Origin of the sequence: Empedobacter sp. UBA3475, assembly GCF_002378465.1 — a bacterium.
Taxonomy (GTDB): domain Bacteria; phylum Bacteroidota; class Bacteroidia; order Flavobacteriales; family Weeksellaceae; genus Empedobacter; species Empedobacter falsenii_B.
Genome location: NZ_DFRA01000068.1, coordinates 98680 through 124545 on the forward strand (window position 1 = coordinate 98680; position 25866 = coordinate 124545).

At 31.1% G+C, this 25866-nt stretch carries 23 protein-coding genes; 14 read left to right on the forward strand and 9 right to left on the reverse strand.

Features of this window, described 5'->3' with window-relative positions; genetic code table 11:
• Nucleotides 1–93 precede the first annotated feature (93 nt).
• Complete coding sequence (locus B3I31_RS14250) at nt 94–2313, forward strand: glycoside hydrolase family 2 protein (protein ID WP_291060221.1); 2220 nt, start codon at nt 94–96, stop codon at nt 2311–2313.
• Between the two features lie 65 nt (nt 2314–2378).
• Here the strand turns inward: B3I31_RS14250 and B3I31_RS14255 are convergent, their stop codons facing one another.
• Nucleotides 2379–3350, reverse strand: a complete 972-nt coding sequence (locus tag B3I31_RS14255) for an N-acetylornithine carbamoyltransferase (protein ID WP_286495216.1) — start codon at nt 3348–3350, stop codon at nt 2379–2381.
• An 86-nt stretch (nt 3351–3436) separates the two neighbouring features.
• Nucleotides 3437–4318, reverse strand: a complete 882-nt coding sequence (locus B3I31_RS14260; protein WP_286495217.1) for a DUF72 domain-containing protein — start codon at nt 4316–4318, stop codon at nt 3437–3439.
• A gap of 180 nt (nt 4319–4498) precedes the next feature.
• Here B3I31_RS14260 and htpG point away from each other — a divergent pair, with 180 nt between their 5' ends.
• The gene (htpG, locus tag B3I31_RS14265) at nt 4499–6376 is read left to right on the forward strand and encodes a molecular chaperone HtpG (RefSeq protein WP_286495218.1); all 1878 of its coding nucleotides are present in this window, start codon (nt 4499–4501) and stop codon (nt 6374–6376) included.
• A gap of 638 nt (nt 6377–7014) precedes the next feature.
• On the opposite strand, the gene B3I31_RS14270 is transcribed toward htpG, so the two are convergent.
• Genes B3I31_RS14270 through B3I31_RS14280 form a run of 3 tightly spaced genes read right to left on the reverse strand, consistent with a single transcriptional unit; the run spans nt 7015 to nt 10568 of the window.
• The gene (locus B3I31_RS14270; RefSeq protein WP_038337216.1) at nt 7015–7785 is read right to left on the reverse strand and encodes a succinate dehydrogenase/fumarate reductase iron-sulfur subunit; all 771 of its coding nucleotides are present in this window, start codon (nt 7783–7785) and stop codon (nt 7015–7017) included.
• A 60-nt stretch (nt 7786–7845) separates the two neighbouring features.
• Entirely contained in the window at nt 7846–9858 is a 2013-nt protein-coding gene (locus tag B3I31_RS14275) for a fumarate reductase/succinate dehydrogenase flavoprotein subunit (RefSeq protein ID WP_286495219.1), read from the reverse strand.
• A 17-nt stretch (nt 9859–9875) separates the two neighbouring features.
• On the reverse strand, nt 9876–10568 hold the full coding sequence (locus B3I31_RS14280) for a succinate dehydrogenase cytochrome b subunit (RefSeq protein ID WP_286495220.1): 693 nt from the start codon (nt 10566–10568) through the stop codon (nt 9876–9878).
• A 326-nt stretch (nt 10569–10894) separates the two neighbouring features.
• Here B3I31_RS14280 and B3I31_RS14285 point away from each other — a divergent pair, with 326 nt between their 5' ends.
• The 9 genes from B3I31_RS14285 (at nt 10895) to B3I31_RS14325 (ending at nt 17661) form a co-directional block, all read left to right on the forward strand.
• Nucleotides 10895–11395 (forward strand): RNA polymerase sigma factor, encoded by a 501-nt coding sequence (locus B3I31_RS14285; protein WP_038337221.1) that lies wholly within the window; start codon nt 10895–10897, stop codon nt 11393–11395.
• Complete coding sequence (locus tag B3I31_RS14290; RefSeq protein ID WP_286495221.1) at nt 11395–12036, forward strand: hypothetical protein; 642 nt, start codon at nt 11395–11397, stop codon at nt 12034–12036. The genes B3I31_RS14285 and B3I31_RS14290 overlap by 1 nt, the downstream gene beginning before the upstream one ends.
• A gap of 66 nt (nt 12037–12102) precedes the next feature.
• The gene (locus B3I31_RS14295) at nt 12103–12369 is read left to right on the forward strand and encodes a hypothetical protein (RefSeq protein ID WP_148098210.1); all 267 of its coding nucleotides are present in this window, start codon (nt 12103–12105) and stop codon (nt 12367–12369) included.
• A gap of 50 nt (nt 12370–12419) precedes the next feature.
• On the forward strand, nt 12420–14804 hold the full coding sequence (locus B3I31_RS14300) for a TonB-dependent receptor (protein ID WP_221855587.1): 2385 nt from the start codon (nt 12420–12422) through the stop codon (nt 14802–14804).
• Between the two features lie 7 nt (nt 14805–14811).
• Nucleotides 14812–15129, forward strand: a complete 318-nt coding sequence (locus B3I31_RS14305; protein WP_038337229.1) for a hypothetical protein — start codon at nt 14812–14814, stop codon at nt 15127–15129.
• 53 nt (nt 15130–15182) lie between these two features.
• Complete coding sequence (locus B3I31_RS14310) at nt 15183–15635, forward strand: DUF4625 domain-containing protein (protein WP_115001091.1); 453 nt, start codon at nt 15183–15185, stop codon at nt 15633–15635.
• A 99-nt stretch (nt 15636–15734) separates the two neighbouring features.
• A complete protein-coding gene (locus tag B3I31_RS14315; protein WP_221855585.1) occupies nt 15735–16589 on the forward strand; it encodes a BadF/BadG/BcrA/BcrD ATPase family protein in 855 nt (284 codons plus the stop codon).
• 2 nt (nt 16590–16591) lie between these two features.
• Nucleotides 16592–17296, forward strand: a complete 705-nt coding sequence (locus B3I31_RS14320) for a formyltransferase family protein (RefSeq protein ID WP_286495224.1) — start codon at nt 16592–16594, stop codon at nt 17294–17296.
• Nucleotides 17297–17397: 101 nt separating this feature from the next.
• Complete coding sequence (locus tag B3I31_RS14325; RefSeq protein WP_286495225.1) at nt 17398–17661, forward strand: hypothetical protein; 264 nt, start codon at nt 17398–17400, stop codon at nt 17659–17661.
• Here the strand turns inward: B3I31_RS14325 and B3I31_RS14330 are convergent.
• From B3I31_RS14330 to B3I31_RS14345, 4 genes are all read right to left on the reverse strand, one after another.
• Complete coding sequence (locus tag B3I31_RS14330) at nt 17655–19241, reverse strand: hypothetical protein (protein ID WP_286495226.1); 1587 nt, start codon at nt 19239–19241, stop codon at nt 17655–17657. The genes B3I31_RS14325 and B3I31_RS14330 overlap by 7 nt on opposite strands.
• A 495-nt stretch (nt 19242–19736) precedes the next feature.
• Nucleotides 19737–21299 (reverse strand): hypothetical protein, encoded by a 1563-nt coding sequence (locus tag B3I31_RS14335; RefSeq protein ID WP_115001100.1) that lies wholly within the window; start codon nt 21297–21299, stop codon nt 19737–19739.
• Between the two features lie 4 nt (nt 21300–21303).
• Nucleotides 21304–22350 carry an HlyD family secretion protein gene (locus B3I31_RS14340; protein ID WP_280037837.1) on the reverse strand — a complete coding sequence of 349 codons (1047 nt, stop codon included), beginning with the start codon at nt 22348–22350 and terminating at the stop codon, nt 21304–21306.
• 2 nt (nt 22351–22352) lie between these two features.
• Nucleotides 22353–23684, reverse strand: coding sequence for a TolC family protein (locus B3I31_RS14345; RefSeq protein WP_291088189.1), 1332 nt, complete (start codon nt 23682–23684; stop codon nt 22353–22355).
• A 160-nt stretch (nt 23685–23844) separates the two neighbouring features.
• Between B3I31_RS14345 and B3I31_RS14350 the strand changes: the two genes are divergently transcribed.
• From B3I31_RS14350 to B3I31_RS14360, 3 genes are all read left to right on the forward strand, one after another.
• Entirely contained in the window at nt 23845–24657 is an 813-nt protein-coding gene (locus tag B3I31_RS14350) for an AraC family transcriptional regulator (RefSeq protein WP_038336064.1), read from the forward strand.
• Nucleotides 24658–24672: 15 nt separating this feature from the next.
• Entirely contained in the window at nt 24673–25200 is a 528-nt protein-coding gene (locus B3I31_RS14355; RefSeq protein ID WP_221855853.1) for an NADPH-dependent FMN reductase, read from the forward strand.
• Nucleotides 25201–25290: 90 nt separating this feature from the next.
• Nucleotides 25291–25836, forward strand: a complete 546-nt coding sequence (locus tag B3I31_RS14360; protein WP_125349252.1) for an NADPH-dependent FMN reductase — start codon at nt 25291–25293, stop codon at nt 25834–25836.
• The last annotated feature ends 30 nt before the right edge of the window (nt 25837–25866 follow it).

The window sequence follows — 25866 nt, forward strand, 5'->3', positions numbered from 1 at the left end:
TTCAAAATAAGTAGAAAAGCCACTCAAATTGAGTGGCTTTCTTTTTTGCCTACATTTTTGAAATCACTATTTTTACTGCTTATCAAAACTCACATGAAAAATTTAACATCTCTAATTTTACTCTTTATCGGTTTACAAATAGTAAATGCACGAGAAATAGTAAACTTCAACTCTAATTGGAGCTTTAAAAAAGGGCCATTTACCACTGCAGAAATTAATTACAATTCTATCTTCAAAGGCGATTGGCAATTGGTTCAAGTTCCACATACATGGAATGCAACTGATATGCAAACGAACCAAGTTACACCTGGTTTTTATAGTACAAACGAGCGTTTTTATGTAGGTGATTCGTATTACAGAAAATCTTTTACGCCAAAAGTAAACTGGAAAGGTAAACGAATCTTTATCAAATTTGAAGGTGTTGGAGCAAATGCAGAAGTTTACATGAATAATTCTCCTTTAAAATCAACTCAAAATAAGAACAAAGTAAGCTATCAAGGTGATGTAAACAACGGAAATTATAATTTTGTTGGACGCCATCAAGGTGGATATTCTGCTTTTGTTTTGGAATTGACAGGAATGTTAAAATTTGATCAAGAAAATGAAATTTTGGTTAAAGCTAATAACGAGGAAAATCCAGCAATTATTCCTGTTAATCATGTTTTATTTCCTGTTTATGGTGGAATTTATCGTCCTGTTTCGTTGATTGTTACTGACCCTATCAATATTGCTGTAAATGATTTTGCTTCGGCTGGAATTTTTATTTCTCAGAAAAATGTTAGTAAAAAATCGGCTGATATTCATCTTAAAGTCAAAGTTGATAATAAATCAGCTCAAACAAATAACATCGAAATTTTCACTTCGATCATCGATCATAACAATAAAACTGTAAAATCTATCAGCACTCCTTACACTCTATCACCACAAGGAAGACAAGAAATTATTCAAGATATTAAGGTTAATAATCCACATTTATGGAATGGATTAGAAGATCCATATTTATATAAAGTAGTGACACAAATCAAACAAAATAATCAAGTTTTAGATGAAGTAACACAACCTTTGGGTATTCGTAAATTTGAACTAAAAGCGAACGAAGGTTTCTTCTTAAACGACAAAAAATATCCACTTTATGGCGTGACAAGACATCAAGATCGATGGGGAAAAGGTTCGGCTTTATCAAATGAAGATCACGATGAAGATTTAGCAATTATAAAAGAAATTGGTGCAACTTCTATTCGATTAGCTCATTACCAACAATCTGATTATTTTTACTCGAAATGTGATAGTCTAGGATTGATTGTTTGGGCAGAAATTCCGTTTGTGAATCAGGTTACAACCTTGGAAGAAAATAATGCAATGCAACAATTAAAAGAGTTGATTCGTCAAAATTACAATCATCCATCTATTTACACTTGGGGATTACACAATGAAGTTTATTCGCCAAATAATTACACCATCGAATTGACAACAAAGCTAAATGACTTAGCTAAAACAGAAGATTCTGATCGTTATACAGTACAAGTAAGTGGTTATAATGTGGTCGATCATCCAGTTAATAATAATGCGGATATACAAGGAATTAATCATTATTTTGGATGGTACAATGGCGAAGTAGAAAATTTGACAGACAAAGAAGATGTTGAAACTTGGGCGAATGAAATTTCGAAAAAATTCAAAGATTACAAAATCATTTTCTCTGAATATGGCGCAGAAGCAAAACCTGAAGATCAAGTTGAAGTTGCTGGGAACTATGGAAATCAATGGAGTGATCCTGCATTTTTTCCAGAAGAATTTGCAACTAAATTTCATATTGTTCATTGGGCAACAATAGAAAAACATCCAATATTTTTGGGATCTTATGTTTGGAATACTTTCGATTTTGCAACGCCTATTACACGATTAAATGTTAATCCAAGAAATTTCAAAGGTTTGGTTTCGTTTGATCGAAAAATTAAAAAAGATCCTTTTTATTGGTATAAAGCAAATTGGAGCAAAGAACCTGTTGTTTATTTAACGCAACGTAGAATGGTAAATAGAGGAAATGAATTTACAACTGTTACAATCTTCTCTAATCAAGGAACGCCAACGTTAACTGTAAATGGTAAAAAGATTGAAAATGTAAAAAATGGCTATAATAAGATTCATTTCGTTGCTGAAAATGTTCAATTGCAAAAAGGTGAAAACATAATCATTGCAGAAACTAATCTTAATGGAAAAACCATTTCAGATAAGATTATTTGGAACTATGATTCAAAATATAAAACTTCTCAAAAAGAAGCCACTACGAAAGATATTCATGTTGGACTTTAGTGAGAAATAATATCATTAAAAAAGGCTTAAAAATTAATTTTTAAGCCTTTTTTAATTGTAGTTTACTACTTATTTTTCAAAATCTCGTGAAAAACGGTTTGAGCTGAGAAAATTCGGTTCGTTGCTTCATCAATTACGATAGAACGATCAGAATCTAAAACTTCATCAGATACTACTACATTGCGACGAACTGGTAAACAATGCATAAATTTTCCGTTATTTGTCAAATTCATTTTATCCATTGTCACTTCCCAATCCTTATCACCATCATTCGGTTGACCATAATTTTCATAAGAAGACCAGTTTTTTGCATAGACAAAATCAGCATCTTTCAACGCTTCATCTTGATCATAAGCAATCGTTGCTCCATTAGTAAATTTTGGATCTAACTCCAAACCTTTTGGTTGTACAACTGTAAAATCTACCCAATCTACCTTAGAAAACCATTGCGCAAAAGAATTCGGAACAGCTTGTGGCAAACGACGTGGATGCGGCGCCCAAGTCATCACAACTTTCACTTTCTTTTCAGGTTTTGTCCCAGGCGTATAACCCGTTTTTTCTGCAATTGTAATTAAATCAGCAAAAGACTGTAATGGATGTAAAGTTGCACTTTCCAAAGAGACAACAGGAACAGAAGATAATTCTTTTACTTTATTGAACATGATTTCGTTATAATCTTCATCACGATCTACTAATTTCGGAAAAGTACGAACGCCTAAAACATCACAATACGCACTCATTACCTGAATTGCTTCTTTGATATGTTCTTGCGTATCTCCGTTCATCACAGCACCATCAGCCATTTCCAATGTCCAAGAATCTGCTCCAGCATTCAAAACCCAAGCATTTGCTCCAAGATTATAAGCCGCTTTAATAGAGCTTAGACGTGTACGTAAACTTGGATTAAAAAATATTAAACCAATTGTTTTGTTTTTACCAACCTCTTGTTGAGCAAAAGGATTTGCTTTAATTTCTAAGGCTATTTTTAGTAATTCGTCGATGTTTTCTACATCATTAACCGAAGTAAATTGTTTCATAATTGAGAAGAATCTTTTGTTTTATTTGTTCTGCAAAATTAGTTGAAACAATCGAGGTTTAAAGAATTATTTTTTCTAATTTTCACTTAAAACAACGTCAATTCATCTTGCGGACTACGAATATCTAAATCTAAATCATTGTTTAATTTCTTAATAAAATATTTGGCTAACATTGGCGATTCTAACTCTAAATTTTGATGAATAAAGAAATACAATTTCTGCAAACCTTCTGCTTTCCAAAGTTTAATTGTTTCAATCCATTCATCCAAACGCTCGTAATCAGATGGAATATTTGCTCCAACAAAACGCACAAAAGCTTCATTCGAAGTCAATCGCATATGCACCATATCTCTCCTACCCGCTGTATCAACAATAATATTTGAAATGTTATGCTTTTCTAATAACGAAACCAATCGATTAAAATTTTCTTCGTTCGAAAACCAATCTTCATGACGAAGTTCTACAGCTAACGGATAACCTTTCGGAAAATTTTGAATGAAATTTTCTAATTTTTCAAAATCTTTTGGAGCAAAATTTTCGTGCATTTGTAAGAAAATCATTCCTAATTTTTCTTCAAATAACGCAACTGCATCCAAATATTGATTCAATTTATCTGTCACATTTTGCAATCGTCCATAATGACTAATACTTTGTGGAATTTTCGGGAAAAATTTAAAATCTTTTGGAGTTTTATTTACCCAAGTTTCGACATTTTCTTTACTTGGCGAACGATAATATGTCGCATTTAACTCGATACTATTAAATTGCGTTGAATAATAACTCAATTCATCTTTTGTTTTAGGCGGATAAAAATTCTTCAAATCTTGCTTATTCCATTTTGCACAGCCTACATATACTTCGAAATTATCTGATTTATCAACTTTATTCAACAAATCAATCGTTTCTTTTGGCGTTTTTGGCAATGTAAAATCAACCAATTCTGGGTTTTCTACTTTTCCGAATTTCATCTTTCTAAATTTGAACGAAAATTAAGCAATTATAAGCAGTTCTCATGATCTATTTTACGACAAAATGTCAGAAAAATTTCATTTGGAATATCTTTTGAAATTTACATTCCGTCTACAAATCTCATGATTTAGACTATTTACAAGAAAAACTAATTATTAAAAATAAAAAATACAATAACGATGAATAAAGGAAATATTAATGTTTCGGTAGAGAATATCTTTCCATTAATTAAGAAGTTTTTATACAGCGATCACGAAATCTTTTTGCGTGAGTTGATTTCGAATGCTTCTGACGCAACCCTGAAATTAAAGCATTTAACAAGTATTGGTGATGCAAAAGTAGAATACGGAAATCCAAAAATTGAAGTAAAAATCAATAAAGACGATAATACTTTACATATTATTGACCAAGGTTTGGGAATGACAGCTGATGAAGTTGAAAAATACATCAATCAAGTTGCTTTTTCTGGTGCAGAAGAATTTATTAATCAACACCAAGATGCAGACGGAATTATCGGACATTTTGGTTTAGGTTTTTATTCTGCATTTATGGTTGCGGATAAAGTAGAAATCATTACAAAATCATACAAAGACGAGCCAGCAGTTCATTGGACATGTGATGGTTCTCCTGAATTTACCTTAGAAAATTCGGATAAAACCGAGCGTGGAACTGAAATCGTTTTACACATTGCTGAAGATTCGAAAGAGTTTTTAGACGAATGGAAAATCCGTGAATTATTGAATAAATACAATAAATTCATGCCAATTCCGATCAAATTTGGAACGAAAAAAGAAACACTTCCTTTACCAGAAGGTGCTGCTGAAGATGCTAAACCAGAGGAAATCGAAGTTGATGATATTATCAATAATACAAATCCGGCTTGGACAAAAGCGCCATCAGAATTGTCTGACGAAGATTATCAAAATTTCTACAGAGAATTGTATCCAATGCAATTCGAAGAACCTTTATTCCATATTCACTTAAATGTTGATTATCCATTTAATTTGACTGGAATTTTATTCTTCCCAAAATTAGGAAACAACATCAATATTGATAAAGATCGTATTCAATTATACCAAAATCAAGTATTTGTAACAGACGAAGTGAAAGGAATTGTTCCTGATTTCTTGATGTTATTACGTGGTGTGATAGATTCTCCAGATATTCCATTGAATGTTTCGCGTTCGTACTTACAAGCTGATGGAGCTGTGAAGAAAATTTCGGCACATATTACGAAAAAAGTGGCGGATAAAATGTCTTCATTAATGAATCAAAATCGTGAAGATTACGAGCAAAAATGGAACGATATTAAAGTTGTAATTGAATATGGAATGATTTCGGAAGATAAATTCTTCGAAAAATCTGACAAATTTGCATTGTATCCAACAGTTGATGGTAAATATTTTACTTGGGATGAATTAAATACTGCGATTAAAGACAATCAAACCAACAAAGACGGAAAATTAGTAATTCTTTATGCGTCTGATGTTGATGGACAAGATCAATACATACAAATTGCGAAAGAAAAAGGTTACGAAGTAATTTTATTAGATTCTCCTATTTCTTCTCACTTGATTCAGAAGTTAGAATCTACAAAAGAAAATGTAACATTTGTTCGTGTTGATGCGGATCATATCAATAATTTGATTGAAAAAGATGAAGTTAAAATTTCCAAATTATCTGATGATGATAAAGAAAAATTGAAAACTGAAATCACAGAATCAATCAACAATAAATCATATACAATTCAATTAGAAGATTTATCTGGAACAGATGCACCTTTCATCATTACGCAATCAGAATTTATGCGTCGTATGAAAGATATGCAAGCTTCTGGCGGAGCTGGGATGTTTGGAATGGGTAATTTCCCTGAAATGTATAATGTTGTTGTGAATGCAAACTCGGATTTAGCAACAGAAATTTTAGCTAAAGATTCGAAAGAAGAAAAAGAAGCGTTGATTAATCAAGCATTAGATCTAGCAAAATTATCGCAAGGTTTGTTAAAAGGTAAAGAATTAACAAATTTTATCAATAGAAGTTTTAAGAACATTAAATAATCTCAGAACACTATATTTTAGTAATCTTAAACTTAAAATCCAGCACATAATGTGCTGGATTTTTTATTTCTAAATAGATTTATTGATGTGTTAAACTTTTAAAATTAATCTGAAATAATTTGCAAAACATGATTTTTGTCATTAATTTTACATCAAGGAATTAATAATTATTCGTTCAGGACTTCAAAATACTTTAGTTGTTTTGAAACAGAACATTAAAATTAATAGTTGTTTTTCCACAAAATAACGAAATTTTTAAGCCGACAGAGAATTTTCATAATAAGGTGAAAATTAATTCAAATCATTATCAAAAATTTCGGGAAGGATTTCAAGAAATTGAAATCCTTTTTTCCCTAGACGTTCTTTTTAAATCGATTTTGCTCATAGTTATTGCATAGGATTAATAGTCTCTCATATATGAGTACATTTCATTTATTATTTACAATAGATATTTGTTCTATTTATAAAAATTCTTTTTTATAATCATTTAAAAAGAACAAGTTACAATGGACTTATTCAGAAGAAAGAATTTGACATTGGGAAGGATTTCAAGAGATTGAAATCCTTTTTTTTTGCAATTATTATAACAAAAAAAGAGCGACAAACATGTCGCTCTTTTAATATATATCAGAATGTTATTATTCTTGTGATACAATTTTTGCAGATAAATACTCACGGTTCATACGTGCAATGTTATCTAAAGAAATTCCTTTTGGACATTCGATTTCACAAGCTCCTGTATTTGTACAGTTACCAAAACCTTCTAAATCCATTTGTGCAACCATTTTTTGAGCACGACGAGCAGCTTCTACTTGTCCTTGTGGTAACAATGCGAATTGAGAAACTTTAGCTCCTACGAATAACATTGCAGATCCATTTTTACAAGTTGCAACACAAGCTCCACAACCAATACATGTTGCAGCGTCGAACGCTTCATCTGCATGCATTTTGTTTACTGGAATATTGTTTGCATCTACTGTACGTCCTGATGTATTTACAGAGATGTAACCACCAGCTTGTTGGATACGGTCGAAAGATGAACGGTCTACAATTAAATCTTTGATTACTGGGAATGCAGCAGATCTCCATGGTTCGATGTAAATCGTTTCACCATCTTTGAACATACGCATATGTAATTGACAAGTTGTAACACCTCTATCTGGTCCGTGCGCTTCTCCATTGATGAATAAAGAACACATACCACAAATACCTTCACGACAGTCGTGGTCGAATGCAACTGGCTCTTTTCCTTCCTCTATTAATTGCTCGTTTAATAAATCAAGCATTTCTAAGAAAGAAGAATCAGTAGAAACATCTTTTAAGGAATATGTTTCCATTTTTCCTTGAGCATTAGCGTTTTTTTGACGCCAAATTTTCAGCGTGATGCTGATTGTTTTTGATGATGCCATAATTCTATATGATATTTTGACATTTTGCTTGAAGGTTTGTTATCAAGCAAAATGATTTTATTATTTATAACTACGAGTTTTAAGCTCGATATATTTGTAATTTAATTCCTCTTTGTGTAAAACCTCAGTGTTGATATCATCACCTTTATATTCCCAAGCGGCAACATAAGTATAATTTTCATCATCACGCATTGCTTCACCTTCTTCTGTTTGGTACTCCTCACGGAAGTGACCACCACAAGACTCATTACGGTTAAGAGCGTCAATTGCCATTAACTGTCCTAATTCTAAGAAGTCAGCTACACGTCCAGCTTTCTCTAACTCAGTGTTCATTTCGTTAGCATCACCAGGAACTTTTACATCACGGTAGAATTCTTCACGTAAAGCAGCAATTTCAGCAATCGCTTCTTTTAAACCTTGAGCATTACGAGCCATACCTACTTTGTTCCACATAATATTTCCTAAACGTTTGTGGAAACTATCTACAGTTTTAGTTCCTTTATTGCTTAAGAAATGTTGAATTTGGTCTTTAACAGCCTTTTCAGCTTCATCAAATTCTGGCGTATTTGTAGGAATTTTACCTGTACGAATATCTGCTGATAAATAATCTGCAATTGTATAAGGTAATACGAAATAACCATCTGCTAAACCTTGCATTAATGCAGAAGCTCCTAAACGGTTAGCTCCGTGATCAGAGAAGTTAGCTTCTCCTACTACGAAACATCCAGGAATTGTTGATTGTAAGTTGTAGTCAACCCAAACACCACCCATTGTGTAGTGAATTGCTGGATAGATACGCATTGGATTTTCGTATGGATTCTCATCTGTAATTTTCCAATACATTTGGAATAAGTTTCCATATTTCTCTTCAATCCATTTTTTACCTAATTTCTCGATTTCAGCATCTGATGGATTTTGATCTCCGTTTGCGAAAGCAACCTCACGACCTTTTTTCTTGATCTCATCTGTAAAATCTAAATAAACTCCTTCTCCAGTTTCATTTGCTTCAATACCATAACCAGCATCACAACGCTCTTTTGCAGCACGAGATGCAACGTCACGAGGAACTAAGTTACCAAATGCAGGATAACGTCTTTCTAAGTAGTAATCTCTGTCTTCTTCTTTGATATCAACTGCTTTTTTCTTACCAGCACGGATTGCTTCAGCATCTTCTTTCTTTTTAGGAACCCAGATACGACCAGAGTTACGTAAAGATTCAGACATTAAAGTCAATTTAGATTGATTTGTTCCGTGGATTGGAATACAAGTTGGGTGAATTTGTACATAACAAGGGTTAGCAAAATAAGCACCTTTTTTGTGAATTTTCCATGCTGAAGTTACGTTAGAACCCATTGCATTAGAAGATAAGAAATATACGTTTCCGTAACCACCAGTAGCAATAACTACTGCGTGAGCAGAATGTCTTTCGATTTCACCTGTAATTAAATTACGAGCGATAATACCACGAGCTTTACCATCTACAAGAACAATATCTAACATTTCGTGACGGTTGTACATTTGGATGTGCCCTAAGTGGATTTGCTGATTCATTGCTGAATAAGCTCCTAATAATAATTGTTGCCCTGTTTGACCTTTCGCATAGAAAGTACGAGATACTTGTACCCCACCAAAAGAACGATTATCTAATAACCCACCGTAATCACGTGCAAAAGGAACCCCTTGCATTACACATTGGTCGATAATATTACCAGAAACCTCCGCTAAACGATAAACGTTAGACTCACGAGCGCGGTAATCACCACCTTTGATTGTATCGTAAAATAAACGATAGATAGAGTCGTTATCTCCTTTATAATTTTTAGCAGCATTAATACCCCCTTGTGCAGCAATAGAGTGAGCACGACGAGGTGAATCTTGGTAACAGAAAGCTTTTACTTTATATCCTAACTCTGCTAAAGTAGCAGCTGCAGAACCACCAGCTAAACCAGTACCTACAACAATAACATCAATTTTATCACGGTTATTTGGAGCCACTAAGTTTAGGTGTGCTTTGTGTTCGCTCCATTGTTGTGCGATATCTCCTTCTGGAGATTTTGAATCTAATATACTCATTTCTTGATATTATTTAATTATTTAACAAAAAAATGGTAAACAGCGATGATAATGAAACCTGCTGGAATTAAAATTGAATACCATTTCCCGAAAGCAACAATTACTGGAGTGTATTTGTTGTGTCTTGCACCAATAGATTGGAATGCTGATGCAAATCCATGTTGTAAGTGTAATGATAAAAATACAAATGCAACAATGTAAATTACTAATCTTACAAAACTTAAAGCACCTTCTAATGTGAAAACGTGGTTTAAGTGATCCATAAAGTAATTTCCTTGAGCAAACTCAGGATTTGGAACAATGTAGTGATCAGTAATTGTAGGAACCCAAAAGTCATACAAGTGTAATAATAAGAAAATTAAAATTACAGATCCAGAAACTAACATGTTTCTTGACATCCAAGAAGCATTTGCAGCACCATTATACTTTTGGTAAGCAACTGGTCCACGCGCTTTCTTGTTTTGCGCTTCTAATACAAACCCCATTACAAAGTGGTATACAACACCAATTAATAAAATAGGCTGCATTAAATATTGGATAAAAGGGTTATCACTCATGAAAGCCGAAACTTCATTGAACCCATTCGGATTAATAACAGATAATGCATTAATCACGAAATGTTGTAACAAGAACACGATCAAAAATAACGCTGAAAGCGCCATCGCGAACTTCTTACCAATCGACGATTTTAGTAATGATTCATTTGCCATAAAGCAATTCGTTTAATTTTTTAGATATTTCCACAAATTTAATCATCCCATTGCTCTAATCACAATGAATTATATCATTTCGTTAACAGATTTCAATAGTTTAGAATCATTCTTAGTTAATTAAGACATTTTTAACAATTTTTCTAAATTTTTATTGCTTAATAAATAATTAATTTCTATACTTGCAGTAGAAAAGTAGAACAACTTTTCATAGGTTTAAGTTAGTTAGGTTAATCCTCTTATATTTCTATAAGAGGATTTTTTATTTTTTTAGTTGTAACATTATTCTTTTTTTTACTACAAATAAAGAGCAACAGAATAATAGTTTGAATAATAAAGCAAAAATATTTACCGAATTAGTCGAGAAAAATCAGGGAATTATCCATAAGGTTTGTCGTATTTACACAGACGACAAGGATTCTCATGACGATTTATTTCAGGAAATTGTATTGCAATTATGGCGTTCTTACGATTCCTTCAAGGGAGATTCAAAATTTAGTACGTGGATGTATCGTGTTAGCTTAAACACAGCAATTACATTAATCAGAAAAAAAACAAAATCCAGTGAAACTGATTTTAATGAAGCTCAATTTTTAAACTTAAAATCAGACGACAAAGACGAATTTTTAGAAGAGCGTATCACACTTTTATACGCGGCAATTAGATTATTAAACGACGTAGAACGTGCATTGGTACTGCTATTTTTGGAAGACTTACCTTACAAAGACATTGCCGAAACTTTAGGAATTTCGGAAGTAAATGCACGAGTAAAGATGAACAGAGTGAAGATAAAATTAAAAGAAATAATGTCTAAAATGGAACAATAATGGAGTTAGATGACTTAAAATCAATTTGGGGTTCCATAAAGGAAGAAGAAAAGTTTGATCAAAATCAAATTTTTCAAATGTTGAAGAAAAAATCATCAACAACAATAAAATGGTTATTTATATTCACTTTTTTCGAATTTATCCTTTTTCTTGTCTACAATTTATATGTTTTAATTTCAGGAAAAAATTTTTTTAATAACGAAGTCAAAACATTAGTCGAAGAAAAAACAATTAACAATTACGAGATCGCTTCGGTTTTTAGTATTGTGATTACGTTTGGATTTTTGGTGATGGCTTATCGTTATTTAAAAAAAATAGATCTTAATCAATCTGTGGTCGATTTGATGAAAAACATTATTTCATTTCGTCGATTGGTGAACTTGTTTATTCTTTTCACCGTTTTAAGTTTAATTGTTTCTTCTGCCCCATTCTATTACGAATTAGGCCAATCTATTTATTTGGCAAAACACGCTCATGATATACAGCCAATTGTGAATAATGCTGCTGTTTATGGTTGGATTGCAATAATAACTGCTGTTGCTTTTATTGTGATTATAGGAACGGTTTATTATGGGATTATTTATTTTTTATTTTTAAGAAAACTTCAACAAAACATGAAAGAGTTGAAAGAAATGAAATAAAATCTTATTTTTGTAAACTGAATGAAAAAATTTATCCAATATCTTATGCTAACGATTTCACTGTTTATGACAGTGTATCAGTCTGCGCATATATTGGATCATGCTCTAAATAAAGAGCACAAAGAGCTGAAAGACAAATTCTCTAACGTACACGATCATAGCTGTACAATTTGCCATTTCAATCAACATTTTATAGAAAATGATTCAGAAATTGAGTTATTTGAATGGTCACAATCATTTATCCAAAAAGATAAAACACTTTACACAACTCGTGTAAAACAAGCTGTATTACTTACTCAAAAAAGTCTTCGAGCACCGCCCTACGCAATTTAATTTCAGAAAAAACCACCTTATTTTTTTAACGTTATTAAATTATTGTATTTATGTCAATCAACATAAAATGTAGTATTGCGGCTACATTATTGTGCGGAACTGTGTTTGCACAAAACATTTTCGAAGGTCAAATTATAGATAAAAATCAAAAACCAATTCCTTTCGCAACTGTATACTTCAACAACGAAGAATATCACACAAATGCCGAAGGAAAATTTAGAATTGAGAATTTAAACAAAGGAAATTATCAAGTTCAAATTGATGAGCAAGGTTACGAACCTTTTTCTCAAAATATTACGTTTGATTCTCAACAAAAATTTGTTTTTACACTTACTTTTCACAAAGCATATAATTTAGATGAAGTTACTGTTTTAGGGCATCATCACGATTTTTCAACAGCTAATGTAGAGCGTGTCGATCAATCTTATATTCAAGAAAACTATGCAGGATCATTAGCCAAATCACTTGAAAATATTGCAGGTGTTAATGCTTCTGGAATTGGATCATCAGCTTCAAAACCAATTATTCGTGGACTTGGTTTCAATCGATTAATTGTTGCTGAAAATGGTGTAAAACAAGAAGGACAACAATGGGGAGCCGATCATGGTTTGGAGATTGATGCGCTAAATGTTGAAGATGTCGAAGTGATAAAAGGGCCTGCGGCTTTGGAGTACGGAAATGAAGCTATTGCTGGAGTTATCAAGATTAACAATAACAATTTACCAGCGAAACATTCACTTTCTGGAGAAGCAAAAACTTTATATCAATCAATAAATGATAATTACGGAATTGGATTTAATTTGAAATCTCGTAACGATCATTTTTTCTATAAAATAAAAGGTTCTTATTCTGATTATGCAGACTACAGAACGACTACCGATCGCATTTATTACCTGAATCGCTATTTACCAATTTACAATAAACGTGTAAAAAATACGGCTGGACAAGATTTGAATGCTGAAATACAAACAGGTTATATTGGTGAGAAATTTCGTTCAATTTTAACGGTTTCTAACGTTAATCAGAAAATCGGTTTCTTTCCTGGTTCACACGGAATTCCTTCTGTAGATAGACTTCAAGATGATGGAAATTATAGAAATATCGAATTTCCTTATCAAAAAGTGAATCATTTTAAAGTAATTTCCGAAAATGAATTTCGTTTAAATTCAAAAGACGTTTTAAAATTTTTAGCAAGTTATCAAAACAATCGTCGACAAGAAGTTAGTTCATTTCACACACATTATGCAAATCAACCAGTTCCAACAAAAAATCCTGATTTAGAATTAGATTTTAATTTATCAACGTATGATTCTCAATTAAAATTTGAACATAATCATAGCAAAAATTTCAAAACAATAATTGGCGCACAAGCGCAATTACAAGCCAATAATATTGCCGGTTACAATTATTTATTACCAAAATATGACCGAAATATTTTTAGCGGATTTTTGATTGAAGAATTCAAAAAAGGAAATCGTTGGAAAGTAACTGCTGGTTTACGTTACGATTATTCGACGTTCAAATCGGAAGGTTATTTTGATGAATTTCTTTACAATTATTTGATTGAAAAAGGTAATTCTGAAGGCATTGCAGATTATTATGCAAATCGTAGCAAATCAATCGATCGTAGTTTCAGTAATTTAAACGGAATGATTGGTGCAACTTTTCAACCAAATGATTTATGGGATTTCAACTTGAATGTTGGAACAAATTTCCGTTTACCAACCGCTATAGAATTGGGTTCTAACGGAATTCATCACGGTAGTTTTAGACATGAACGAGGTGACGAAAATCTTGATATAGAAAAAGGAATTGCTGTAGATTTCAAATCTGTTTTTCACAAAAATGATTGGAATATTTCGCTAAGTCCGTATTTATATTATTTCAGCAATTATATTTTCTTAAAACCTTCGGGACAATTTTCGATTCTTCCTCATGGTGGACAAATTTATCAATATACACAAAGCAAAGCTTTGTTGACTGGTTTTGAATTTGAAGTTCGTAAGAAAATCAACGAAAATTTTGATGCAAATCTTGTGTACGAATATTTATACAATCGACAAATTACGGAAAATAAAAAATTCGGAAATTATCTTCCTTTCACTCCTGCAAATAATTTATTTGGACAAATTAATTATAAAATCAATCAAAATATTGCATTTTTAGAAGGTTTGAGCTTTTTTGCAAATGGAAAATATACATTTGAGCAAGATAAAATTGCACAAAATGAAGATATCACTCCAAGTTATTTCTTGGTTGGAATTGGAGGAAAAACGAAACTTAAATTCAATAATTTTAGTGCAAATTTAAGTGTTCAGGTTTCTAATTTATTCAATAAAAACTATTACAATCACACCAGTTTTTATCGTGCATTGCAATTACCAGAACAAGCTCGAAACATACAAATTATGTTAGGAATTCCGTTCGGAAAATAGTTGATACATGAAAAAGAAACATCCTATTTTTGGACTTTTCTTTAGTATTATTCTTTTTTCGATTCCAACTTTTAATCAATTACATTTTTCTTTAATCGATCATTCACAAGATTTTTCGAATCAAAAGAAAGAAATTATTCATCATCAATGTAATCATTTCACCTATTACTCTGTCTTTATTGACACGCATGATGAACCAAAAATAGAATCAAAACCGAACGAAGAATTTTACAGTAAAGAAAGTTTTGAACAAGTAGAAAAAATTAAACATTCTACAATTGAATATCATTTTACACGAGGTCCGCCTCAGGATTTTGTTTATTAATAAATCAACCAAAATCTTAAAAAAATAATATTCAATTCAAAAAAAATAAAACAATGAAAAATTCAATTTTAAACTATTCATTTATAACATTATCAGCATTATTCATTACATCTTGTTCATCAGATGATTCTTCATTAGATACAACAAAACCTGAAATTAATTTGATTGCACCTAAAGACCACGATGAATTTCATTTAGGCGAAACCATCTCAATTGATGCTATTTTGAAAGACAATGTAGAATTGGGAACGGTAAAAATTGAAATTCATTCCGCAGAAGATGGTCATCAACACAGAACAGCAAATGTTAATTGGACGTATGATGCAGAAGAAGCTATTCCAGCAGGAAAAACTGAGCACACATTAAGTCATAAAGTAAATATTCCTACAGAAGGAATTACGGAAGGACATTATCACTTAGGATTATTCTTAATTGATCGCGCTGGAAATCAAACGCAATCTTTTATCGAAATCGTTGTAGGTGAAGATTACGACCATGATCACTAAAAAAAAAATTTGAAAACGTCCGAAATTTCGGGCGTTTTTTTATGTGCATTGTTAAAAGAATACTATTTTAGCACTCTTCAATTATATCAAAACAAAAAAATGATTGCAATAGCAGATAGTGGTTCTACTAAAACGGATTGGGTAATTTTAGATAGCGACCTTAATGAAGTTTTTAGAACAAGTACAATTGGATTTAATCCGTATTTTGTAACAGCAGAAGATATTACGACTGAATTACAAAAAAATGAAGATTTTGCACCTGTTGCAAATGATTTCGCAAAAATCTTTTTTTATGGTGCTGGAACTTCCAGCGAAACAATGCATGCTGTTGTTAAAGAAGGTTTACAAAACTTCTTTACAAATGCTGAATTTGTAATAGACCATGATTTATTAGCCGCTTGTTATGCCACTTACATGGGAAAACCTGCAATGGTCTGTATCTTAGGAACAGGTTCTAACTCTTGTTATTTCGATGGAACAACAATGCGTGAAGAAACAAAATCTTTAGCTTATATCTTAGGAGACGAAGGTTCTGGAAATGACTTAGGAAAACGTGTATTACGCGCTTTTTATACAAAAAAAATGCCTCCACATTTAGCAAAAGCTTTTGATGATTATTATAAATTATCTGTAGATGAGTTAAATAAAAATGTGTACCAAAATAAATTTGCAAATACATATTTAGCTTCTTTCAATAAATTTGTTGTTGAACATAAAAATGATCCATTTATTCAGAAAATTATTTATGATGCGATGTCTTCTTTTATCGAATATCAAATTATGCCTTACGAAGAAGCTCGTCATTCTGAATTAAATTTTATTGGTTCAATTGCTCATATTTACGAAGATGTTATTCGTTCAGTTGCGGCAGAATATCACTTAACAGTTGGTCATATTATTAGAAAACCAATTGATAATGTTGTTGATTATCACAAAAAATATTTGATTAAATAAGCATGGCAGCTCAACCAAAAATAGCGGTAATTTCTTACAATACTCCTCATCGCAAAACACAAGATGTTTTGCACGGATTAAAAGCTAAAGGTTATCAAAATGTAAAAATATTTGCTTTGCCTTTTGTACAAAGAGAAAATCCGTTCAAACCAATTTATCAACATCGTCCAAGTAAAGCGATTCAAGTAAATTTAGATGATTACTGTAATAATTTTGGTTATAATTTCGATTTGACAACTGCTGAAACGTTGAATAATCAATTAAACGATTATAAAGCTGAATATGTAATTATTGCAGGTGCGGGATTATTACCAGATGAGTTGGTTGACAATCATAAAATTATCAATACACACCCAGGTTTTTTACCTTTGACAAGAGGTTTAGATTCATTAAAATGGGCAATCACAAAAGGAGTCGAAATTGGTGTTACAACTCATTTTGTAGACACAGAAGCCGATGCTGGCTTTTTGATTGAACAACAATATGTTCCTGTTTACGGGAATGATACGTTTCATTCTTTGGCTAATCGTCAATATGAAACAGAAATTGAAATGTTAGTTAATTCGATTGAATTAATACCAACACTTTCAGAATTCAAATCACTTTCATCAAATGAATTTGAAGCGACGCGCAGAATGCCAAAAGCTATTGAAGAAAATTTGATGCAAGCATTTGACACTTACAAAGAAAAATATAAAAGGGATTAAAAATTTTTTAGAAAAAAATTAAAAAGCTAACCGAATTGGTTAGCTTTTTTGTTGAATCTATTTTTTAATTTGATTTTACTATCTTTAATAAAATAATTAAGATGAACAAAGAAAAACCTTTGAGCGAATTAACATTAGAAGAATTAAATGAAAAAAGAAAAAAAGTTAATAAACTTAATCTTAGCATTCAAATTCCTTTATTACTCATTGCAATCGTTTTATTAATTCTGAAGATGACAAACAAATATGATATCAATGTAACATTCGTTATTTTATTATCATGTTCTGTAACTTTTATTCCTCTTATAACAGGTTTAGCGAAAATAAATGCAGAAATCAATACCAGAAAAAAAGCGAATCAATGAGTTTCTTTTCTCTTTTTCCTAAGATGTAAAATTCCTTTGATTGGATTATAAATCATAATAAAAACCATCATTACAATTCCGAAATAAAATAAGGTTCTAAAAATTTGAATATCTGCGATCAACAAAGCTTGATTATACAATTGAGATTTTAGATTGCTTGCTGTCAAACTGATAGACTCATTTACTAAATGAGTTGTATCGTGTTTATTGAATAGATTATTCCATTGTTCTTGAAAAATTGTATTGGTAATATCTAAATTTTTCGTCATCAAAAATTGATGTTTAGTCGTCAAGAAAAGAATTGCATTTTGCATAATCGAAAAACTAATTGTTGACGACCAATAACGCATTGCAACTGCTGCTTGCATGGTATTCATAGAAAAATTAGCATGTACAGAACATACCATATATTGCAAAATTGGCGCAAACAACATTCCTTGTCCCATTCCTTCCATCAACAATGGCGGAATAACTGCATTCGGACGAGTATCTGGAACCAAAATGTAACTAAACCACAACATAGCAAACGTTAAACAAAAAAAACCTCCAAAAAACACATACTTATATTGCGTTTGAAATTGTGTTATGATGTAATAAGCAAACAATGCTCCAATATAAATTCCGGCACAATTATAATATTGTATTTGCAAAACAAACTCCCAATTCCATTTCCAAACAACATTCATCACTTGATAAATGTTACTCATACTCGATTTGAAAATATAAAATGTAAAAAACAACAACATACCTACAATAACTCTTTCGGAACGAAGAATCTCGAAATGGAAAATTGGTTTTTTAGACGTTAATTGTTGCAAAATAAATAAGCCTGAGAAAATAAACATTGCAGCAAACGCAATAACGATATAAAGCGATTCGAACCAATAATATCTTTTACCATAAATCAATAAAAAAGCTCCTGCTATTAATGACATCATCATCAAAAAATAACCCGCCAAATTTAACTGATACAATGGTTTTTTGGGATACAATCTACCATGACTAAAGAGAAAAACATAAATCAATAACGATAAAACATGAAAAAAGATGACAGTATAAATCACCATATTGAAATTATAATTTTCGATGGCAAATTTTACAATAGAGGTTGTATATTTATCAGCCGTCATCATAAATCCATACAAAAACGTATTTCCTAATAATCGTCCATATTCGCCTTTTATACGCGACATAATTAGCGGAACAATAATACATCCTTCGAGATAAGATGTTGTTCCTTGTATCACACGAAGTAAATAAATCAATTGCGTATTTGTTGTCAACGAAATTATTAACATTAATATAATATTGATAATAGTCATAAACAATAAATAAGAGCGAATATTAAAGAACTGAAAAAGCCGTTCGTTAATAAAAAGTCCACAAACAATTGTGGCGTAAGCCAAAGAAAAAATGAATTGTAAATCGTCTACATCAACATCTAGAAATGAAGCTGTAAATGTACTATTCATATTGAAAAGTGAGAGAATCATCACATGCGGAATCAACGCGGCAATGAGAATTGGAAGCACCAATTTTTCTGGTATCCATTTCTTGAAAATGGGATGTTGATTGTGCATTGAGTTATTTATTCAATTTTACAATCAAGTTCAAAACATTCATTCGAAAGTTTGTCTAATTAAAAATATTTTATTGATTTCGTGATTATCTTACCTAAAAAGTAAAAAAAGGAAGCTGCCTGAGAAAAGTCAAAAGGCTAAAATGTGATTCTGAATAATAAATCGTTAAAATACGATGATTCATTTTATAAAAATATAACAAATTTAAAATCAATAAAATACAACTAACATTTATTAAAACAATTAATCATTTTTCGTTTGATTTATTTTGATGGCAAAAGTAAGTGCTAGCGCATAAAAACAAGTTGATTATTTGAGAATAAAATTTGTTCATTTAAGCCATTTATAAATTTAAAAAACTTTAAAATATGACCTTTCTACAGGATAATTTTGATAAAATATTCATTTTAAAAAATTTGTCATAAAAAAAAACGTACTTGATTCTATTAAATCAAATACGCCAATTAAATAAAAAAGTAATATATAAAAATTATTTTAACGATGTAAAAGTCTATTTTTTATCGGTTGATAAAGAATTACAAAAATCGCAGCGATAATTCCCACAACAAACAATGTTCGGAAAATCTCTATATTACTAACCAACAAAGCTTGGTTATACAATTTTGCTTTTAAAGCTGCGGCAGTAATACTTTCTGCTTCGTTTGGAAGATGACTCGCAATATTTTTATTGAACAAACTATTCCATTGTTGTTGGAAAATCGGACTCGTTTTGTCTAAATTTTTGGTCATCAAAAATTGATGTTTAGTCGTCAAGTATAAAATTGCATTTTGCATCAGCGAAAAACCAATTGTTGTCGTCCAAAAACGAATCGCCGTACCTGCTTGCGCCGCACTACCAGTAATAGAAGGATGTACAGAACCTGTAATATACAACACTAATGGCGTAAAAATAACACCTTGCGCAATTCCTTCTAATATCAGCGTTGGCGCTACTGCCTCGACTTTTGTATCTGGATAAAACAAGTAACTAAACCACAACATGCTCATGGCTAAAAGTACAAATCCAAGAAAAAATATTTTTCTAAAATCAACTTTATTTTTAACCATGAAAAATGAAAATACAATACCAATGATGGAACCTGCTACATTAAAATATTGAATCTGCAACACATATTCCCATTGCCATTTCCAAACTGTTGACATGACTTGGTAAATATTGCTCATCCCAGCACGCAAAGTATAGAAAACAAAAAACATTAATATTCCTAAAATGACACGTTCTGATCTGAAAATCTCAAAATGAAACAAAGGTCGTTTGGCTGTTTTTTGATGCAATAAAAATAAGCCACTAAAAACGAGTGTTGATGCAAATGCTGTGATAATAATTGGCGATTCGAACCAATAATATTTTTTCCCATAAATCAAGAAAAACGCGCCAGAAATTAGGGAAATAATCATCAAGAAAATTCCTCCTAAATTTAATTGATACAATGGTTTTTTAGGAAACATTCTGTTGTGATTAAAGAAAAATACATAAATAATTAATGCTACAACATGAAAACTCATAATCGTATACACCATCATATTGTGGTTATAATTCTCAATCGCAAACTTCACGATAGAAGTCGTAAATTTATCACCTGTTAACATTACGCCATACAAAAACGAATAAGCAATCAATTTTGAATGTTCACTTTTAATATTCGACATAATGATTGGCAACAAAATACAACCTTCGAAAAGCGATAAAGGTCCTTGAATAAAACGCAGAATCAAAATCAATTCTGTATTTGTCGTTAATGTCATTCCAAACAATACCAAAATGTTAAGCATGGTCATTGTTAGCAAATAACTTCTGATATTGAAAAAGTGAAAAAATCGAACGTGAATAAATAAGCCACAAACAATAGTGGCATACGCCATCGAAAAAAGGAACTGCAAATCGTCGACCTCCAAATCCAAAAATGATGCTGTAAACGTACTATTCATGTTGAATATAGTCAAAATCATCAAGTGTGGAAATAGCGCAAGGATAAAAATTGGCACAACCAATTTTTGCGGAACCCATTTATTAAATATTGAATTTTGTTGTGACATTTATTTAATTTACTTTTTCTGCGGAAACATTTACATTCATTCCGGTACGTAATTTTTCGTTGTTTTTAGACTCTTTCAGAATTATTTTTACAGGAAAACGTTGTTCAATTTTCACGAAGTTTCCTGTAGCATTATCAGGTTTAATCAAAGCAAACTCAGACCCAGAAGCTGGCGAAAGTGATTCAATTTTTCCTTCAAACTCAATGTATTTGTAGGCATCAGCTTTTATAATAACTGGTTGATCCAAATCGATTTCTCCAATTTGCGTTTCTTTAAAATTTGCAACAATCCATTTCTCTTTCGAAACTACTTGCACCAAGGCCTGCCCTTCTTTTATTAACTGACCTTCTTGTATATTTTTTGTTCCAACCCAACCATCGTAAGGTGCTACAACATAGGTATATGAGAGAATAAGTTTAGCATCGTTCAATTGGGCTTTTCGTTGTAAAATTTGAGTTTTTGCAGGCGCAACTTTTGTTTGTTCTGCAGACGCACTAACATTCACGGCATTACGTTGTTGTTCCAAAGCACTCAAACTTGCTTTTGCTTGTTTATATTTCGCTTCAACTTCTTCAAACTGTTGCACGGTTGCAGCATCTTCTTGCACTAAATTTTTGAAACGATTATAATCTTTTTCAGTTCTCCAAACCTCTATTTTAGCAGCTTCTATATTTGCATTAACAATATTAACATCACTTGATTTTGTATCTACCGCTTTTTCATATGTTAAAACAGATTGCGAAGTCGATTCTAAATTTGCTTCTGCAATATCAATCTGGTTCTGAAATTCTCTATTGTCAATCACAACAAGCGTATCACCTTTGTGTACAAATTGATTTTCTTCGAAATTTACTTTTTTGATAAAACCAGAAACTTTACTCGAAACTGGCGTAATATATTGTCGCACTTGCGCGTCATTTGTATTGACATGTGAACTCGAAAAGAAATAAAACCAAGCTACTGCAGTGATTCCTATGATAATAAAAATCCAAGCAATCGCAGAAAGCGTTCTATTCATTCGTTTTTCTCCTTTTGTCTGTTGTTTTCCCATTTTTATAAGTTTCCTAAAATGTATTGTAATTGATAGTATTTTAATTGTTTGTTAATTTGCAATGAAATCAAATTCGATTGAGCTTCTAAATAAGCGTTATCCGCATCGATAAGTTCTGTAATCAAACTCAATTTGTTGACATATTTTGTTCTAACAATTCGATAATTTTCTTTGGCTTGACCAATTGCATCTTCCGCAATTTTTATTTTATCGATCGATTCTTCTAATCGTTTATTCGCTGCAAAAACATCATGTCGAATTTGTTCTTCTTTCTCTTCTATTTCTAATTTTGCAATTGAAATGTTACGATCTGCGATTTGCATTTTTTGTTTATTCTTGAAAAAATTACTCAATGGAATCGAAACATTTACACCAACAGAACCAAATCTGTACAAATATTCTTCTGGAGGAAAAAACATAAAGTTTGGATAATTATATCCATATTCCGCACCAGCAGTTATTTTTGGTAATGTATTGGATTTGGTAATTTTCTTATCAATTTCTTTCAAATTCAAATCATCTTTCGCAATTTTCAAACTTTCACTTTGATCCATTGCTTCCAAAATCATTTCATCAACTAACCCCAAATGCTCTTCATTTGTAAACAAATCATAAGTATCAATATGCATTTCTTGATTTTCTGGTAAAGCCAAAATTGTTTTGATTTGATGTTCGATAATCGAAATTTCATTCGCCAATTCTGTAAAAGAAATTTTATGATTTGACAATTGCAATTCTGTTCTCAAAACTTCATTATACGTTACCAACCCATTTTTTTTCAAGGATTCTGTTTGTTTTATCACAACCGAATCTTCTCTCATTTTATCCAAAATCAACTTTTGTTGCTCTTGTAAATGCAACGCTTGTAAATAAGCTGTGATAATTTGCATTCTCAATTCTCGCTCATCTTTTCGAACTTGCAGTTTCGAAATATTAGTTTCTATTTCAGATTTTTTCTCATCATTTTTTAATTTACCACCTAAATAAATTGGGATTTCTGCCGAAAGTGTAAAATCGTATTTCACTCGAGGAACAGCATATTTTGTAGAAGGTTTTAAAAAACCGTCTTCATATTGGCGTAAATTACTCAAAACATGAAAACCAGTATGAAAGTCTACATCTGGCAATTTCTCATTTTTAAGATCTTTCTCTTTTAATTCAGCAATATTAGTTTTTAAAGCGCTAATTTGTAATTTTTTATTATTTTGAAGTCCAATTTCAATTGCTTTGCTTAATTTCAGTTGGTTATAGTCTATTTCATTTTGAGCATAACTCAACCCACTCAGCATTAACAACAATGTAAGCAACTGATATTTAACGAATTTAAATATCATTTTGTATTATTTATAAGTCTGTTATTGATTTTTAGTGATGCAAAGTTACATTCAAAACACCTTTACCCTCTTGATAAAAAAAGAAAATAATTTGCTCATTTACGCCAAAATAAAGTAATTTGCAAAAGCAAAATATTTCACTTTATAAAAGTATAAAACAATGTTGTTTGATCAGTTTTTTTTTAACGAAGTTGACAAATCTAAAGTCCATTTTTACATACAACATGCACATTTAGATACGATAGGAACGCGCGTACATGAACACAAAAAAGCACAATTATTATATGCAGAAGGCGGAATTGTACATGTTTTTGTAAACGACAAACATTGGTATTTGCCTGCGCGTTGTTTTATGTGGATTCCTGCAAATACGCCACATTCTATCTTAACGAATAGTAAAACAGGCGATTTGTATAACTTTTATTTCAAGACCGAAAAAGAAGAAAACGATTTTTATTCGATTACAAATATTTATTACACGAATGAGTTGTTAAGGGAAATGATTTTGTACACCAAAAATTGGAGTGGATCAATTTCGGAAAAAGATCCTGCAAAATATGATTTTGTAAAAGCCATACGATCTATTTTGCCCGAAATGGAATCGAACAAATTGCCCGCTTTTATTCAGCATCCATTTCCAAAAGATCAGAAACTGATCGATATTGCTCGATTTCTGATGAAAAATATCGAGAAAAACTATACAATAGATGAAGTTGCGCAACAATTTGGTTTGAGCACGCGAACATTATCTCGAAAATTCAAAGATAATATGGGAATTAATTATGTTCGATTTTTACGCGCATTACGTATCACAAAATCATTGGAATTGATTGCTGAAAATAAATACAATATGTACGAAATCGCAATGTTAGTTGGTTATAATTCGTTGTCATCTTTCAGTAATATTTTTCAGAAAGTTTCAGGAATTCGACCAACAGAATATGCGCAATTATTACACACAAAAAAACAATAACTTAAGATAAAAACTATGATTATTAAAGCTTTTGCCGGAAGTAACAGCTCTACTTCTATCAATAAACAACTCGTAACTTATGCTTCTTCTTTATTAAACAAAGATCAAATTGAGATTTTAGATTTAGATGACTTTGATATTCCTACTTTTGATATTGATATAGAAAAAGAACAAGGTTTTTCTGATGAAGTAAAACGATTTTATCAAAAACTTGTTGATTCTGATATTTTACTTATTTCATTAGCAGAACATAATGCTTGCATTACAGCAGTTTTTAAAAGCTATATGGATTGGTGCTCAAGAATTAATTATAAATTTCTTGAAGGAAAAAAGGTCTTCGTTATGAGTACATCTCCTGGTGGTTATGGAGCTAAAAACTCTTTAGAAATAGGTTCTAAATTAATTACAAAATTGGGAGGTGACATTTTAGTCGATTTCTCTTTGCCTAAATTCAACGAAAATTTTGCAGAAGATAAAATCACTAATGAAGAATTAAACAGAGAATTGATTCTTAAAATTGATGAATTTAGAAAAAAAATATAAGTTTTTATCTTTTCCTAACATAGGTCAATAAAATTTATGGTTGCTTGCAATAACTTTGCTTCATCAAAAATGAAAATACTCAATAAGAATATGAAAATTTTAGCTTTCGCTGGTAGTAACAGCAAAAAATCAATCAATAAAGAATTATTAAATTATACTTTAAATCAAATCGAAAATGCAGAAATCGATTTAGTTGACATCAATGATTTCGAGATGCCTATCTATTCTATTGACCGTCAATTAGAAAATGGATTTCCACAAGAAGCGCAGGATTTTTACAATAAAATCAAAGATGCAGAAGGTGTTGTAATTTCTTTGGCAGAACATAATGGAAACTTTTCTGTTGCATTAAAAAATATTTTGGATTGGGTTTCTCGTATCGAAATGCCATATTTGAAAGATAAAAAATTGTTGTTATTAAGTACATCTCCAGGTGCTTATGGTGGAGGAAATGTAATGGAAGTTGCAACAAAATATTTTGGAATGTTTGCAAGCGGAGAAATTGTAGCAAGCACAACTTTCCCATCTTTCAACGATAATTTCCAAAATAACGAAATTGTAAATGAAGAATTAAAAAATAAAGTATTAGCGCAAGTTAGTATCTTTCAAGAAGCTTTAACTATTGTTGAAGCTTAATTGAAAATGTATGTATTAAAAAAAGGTCTT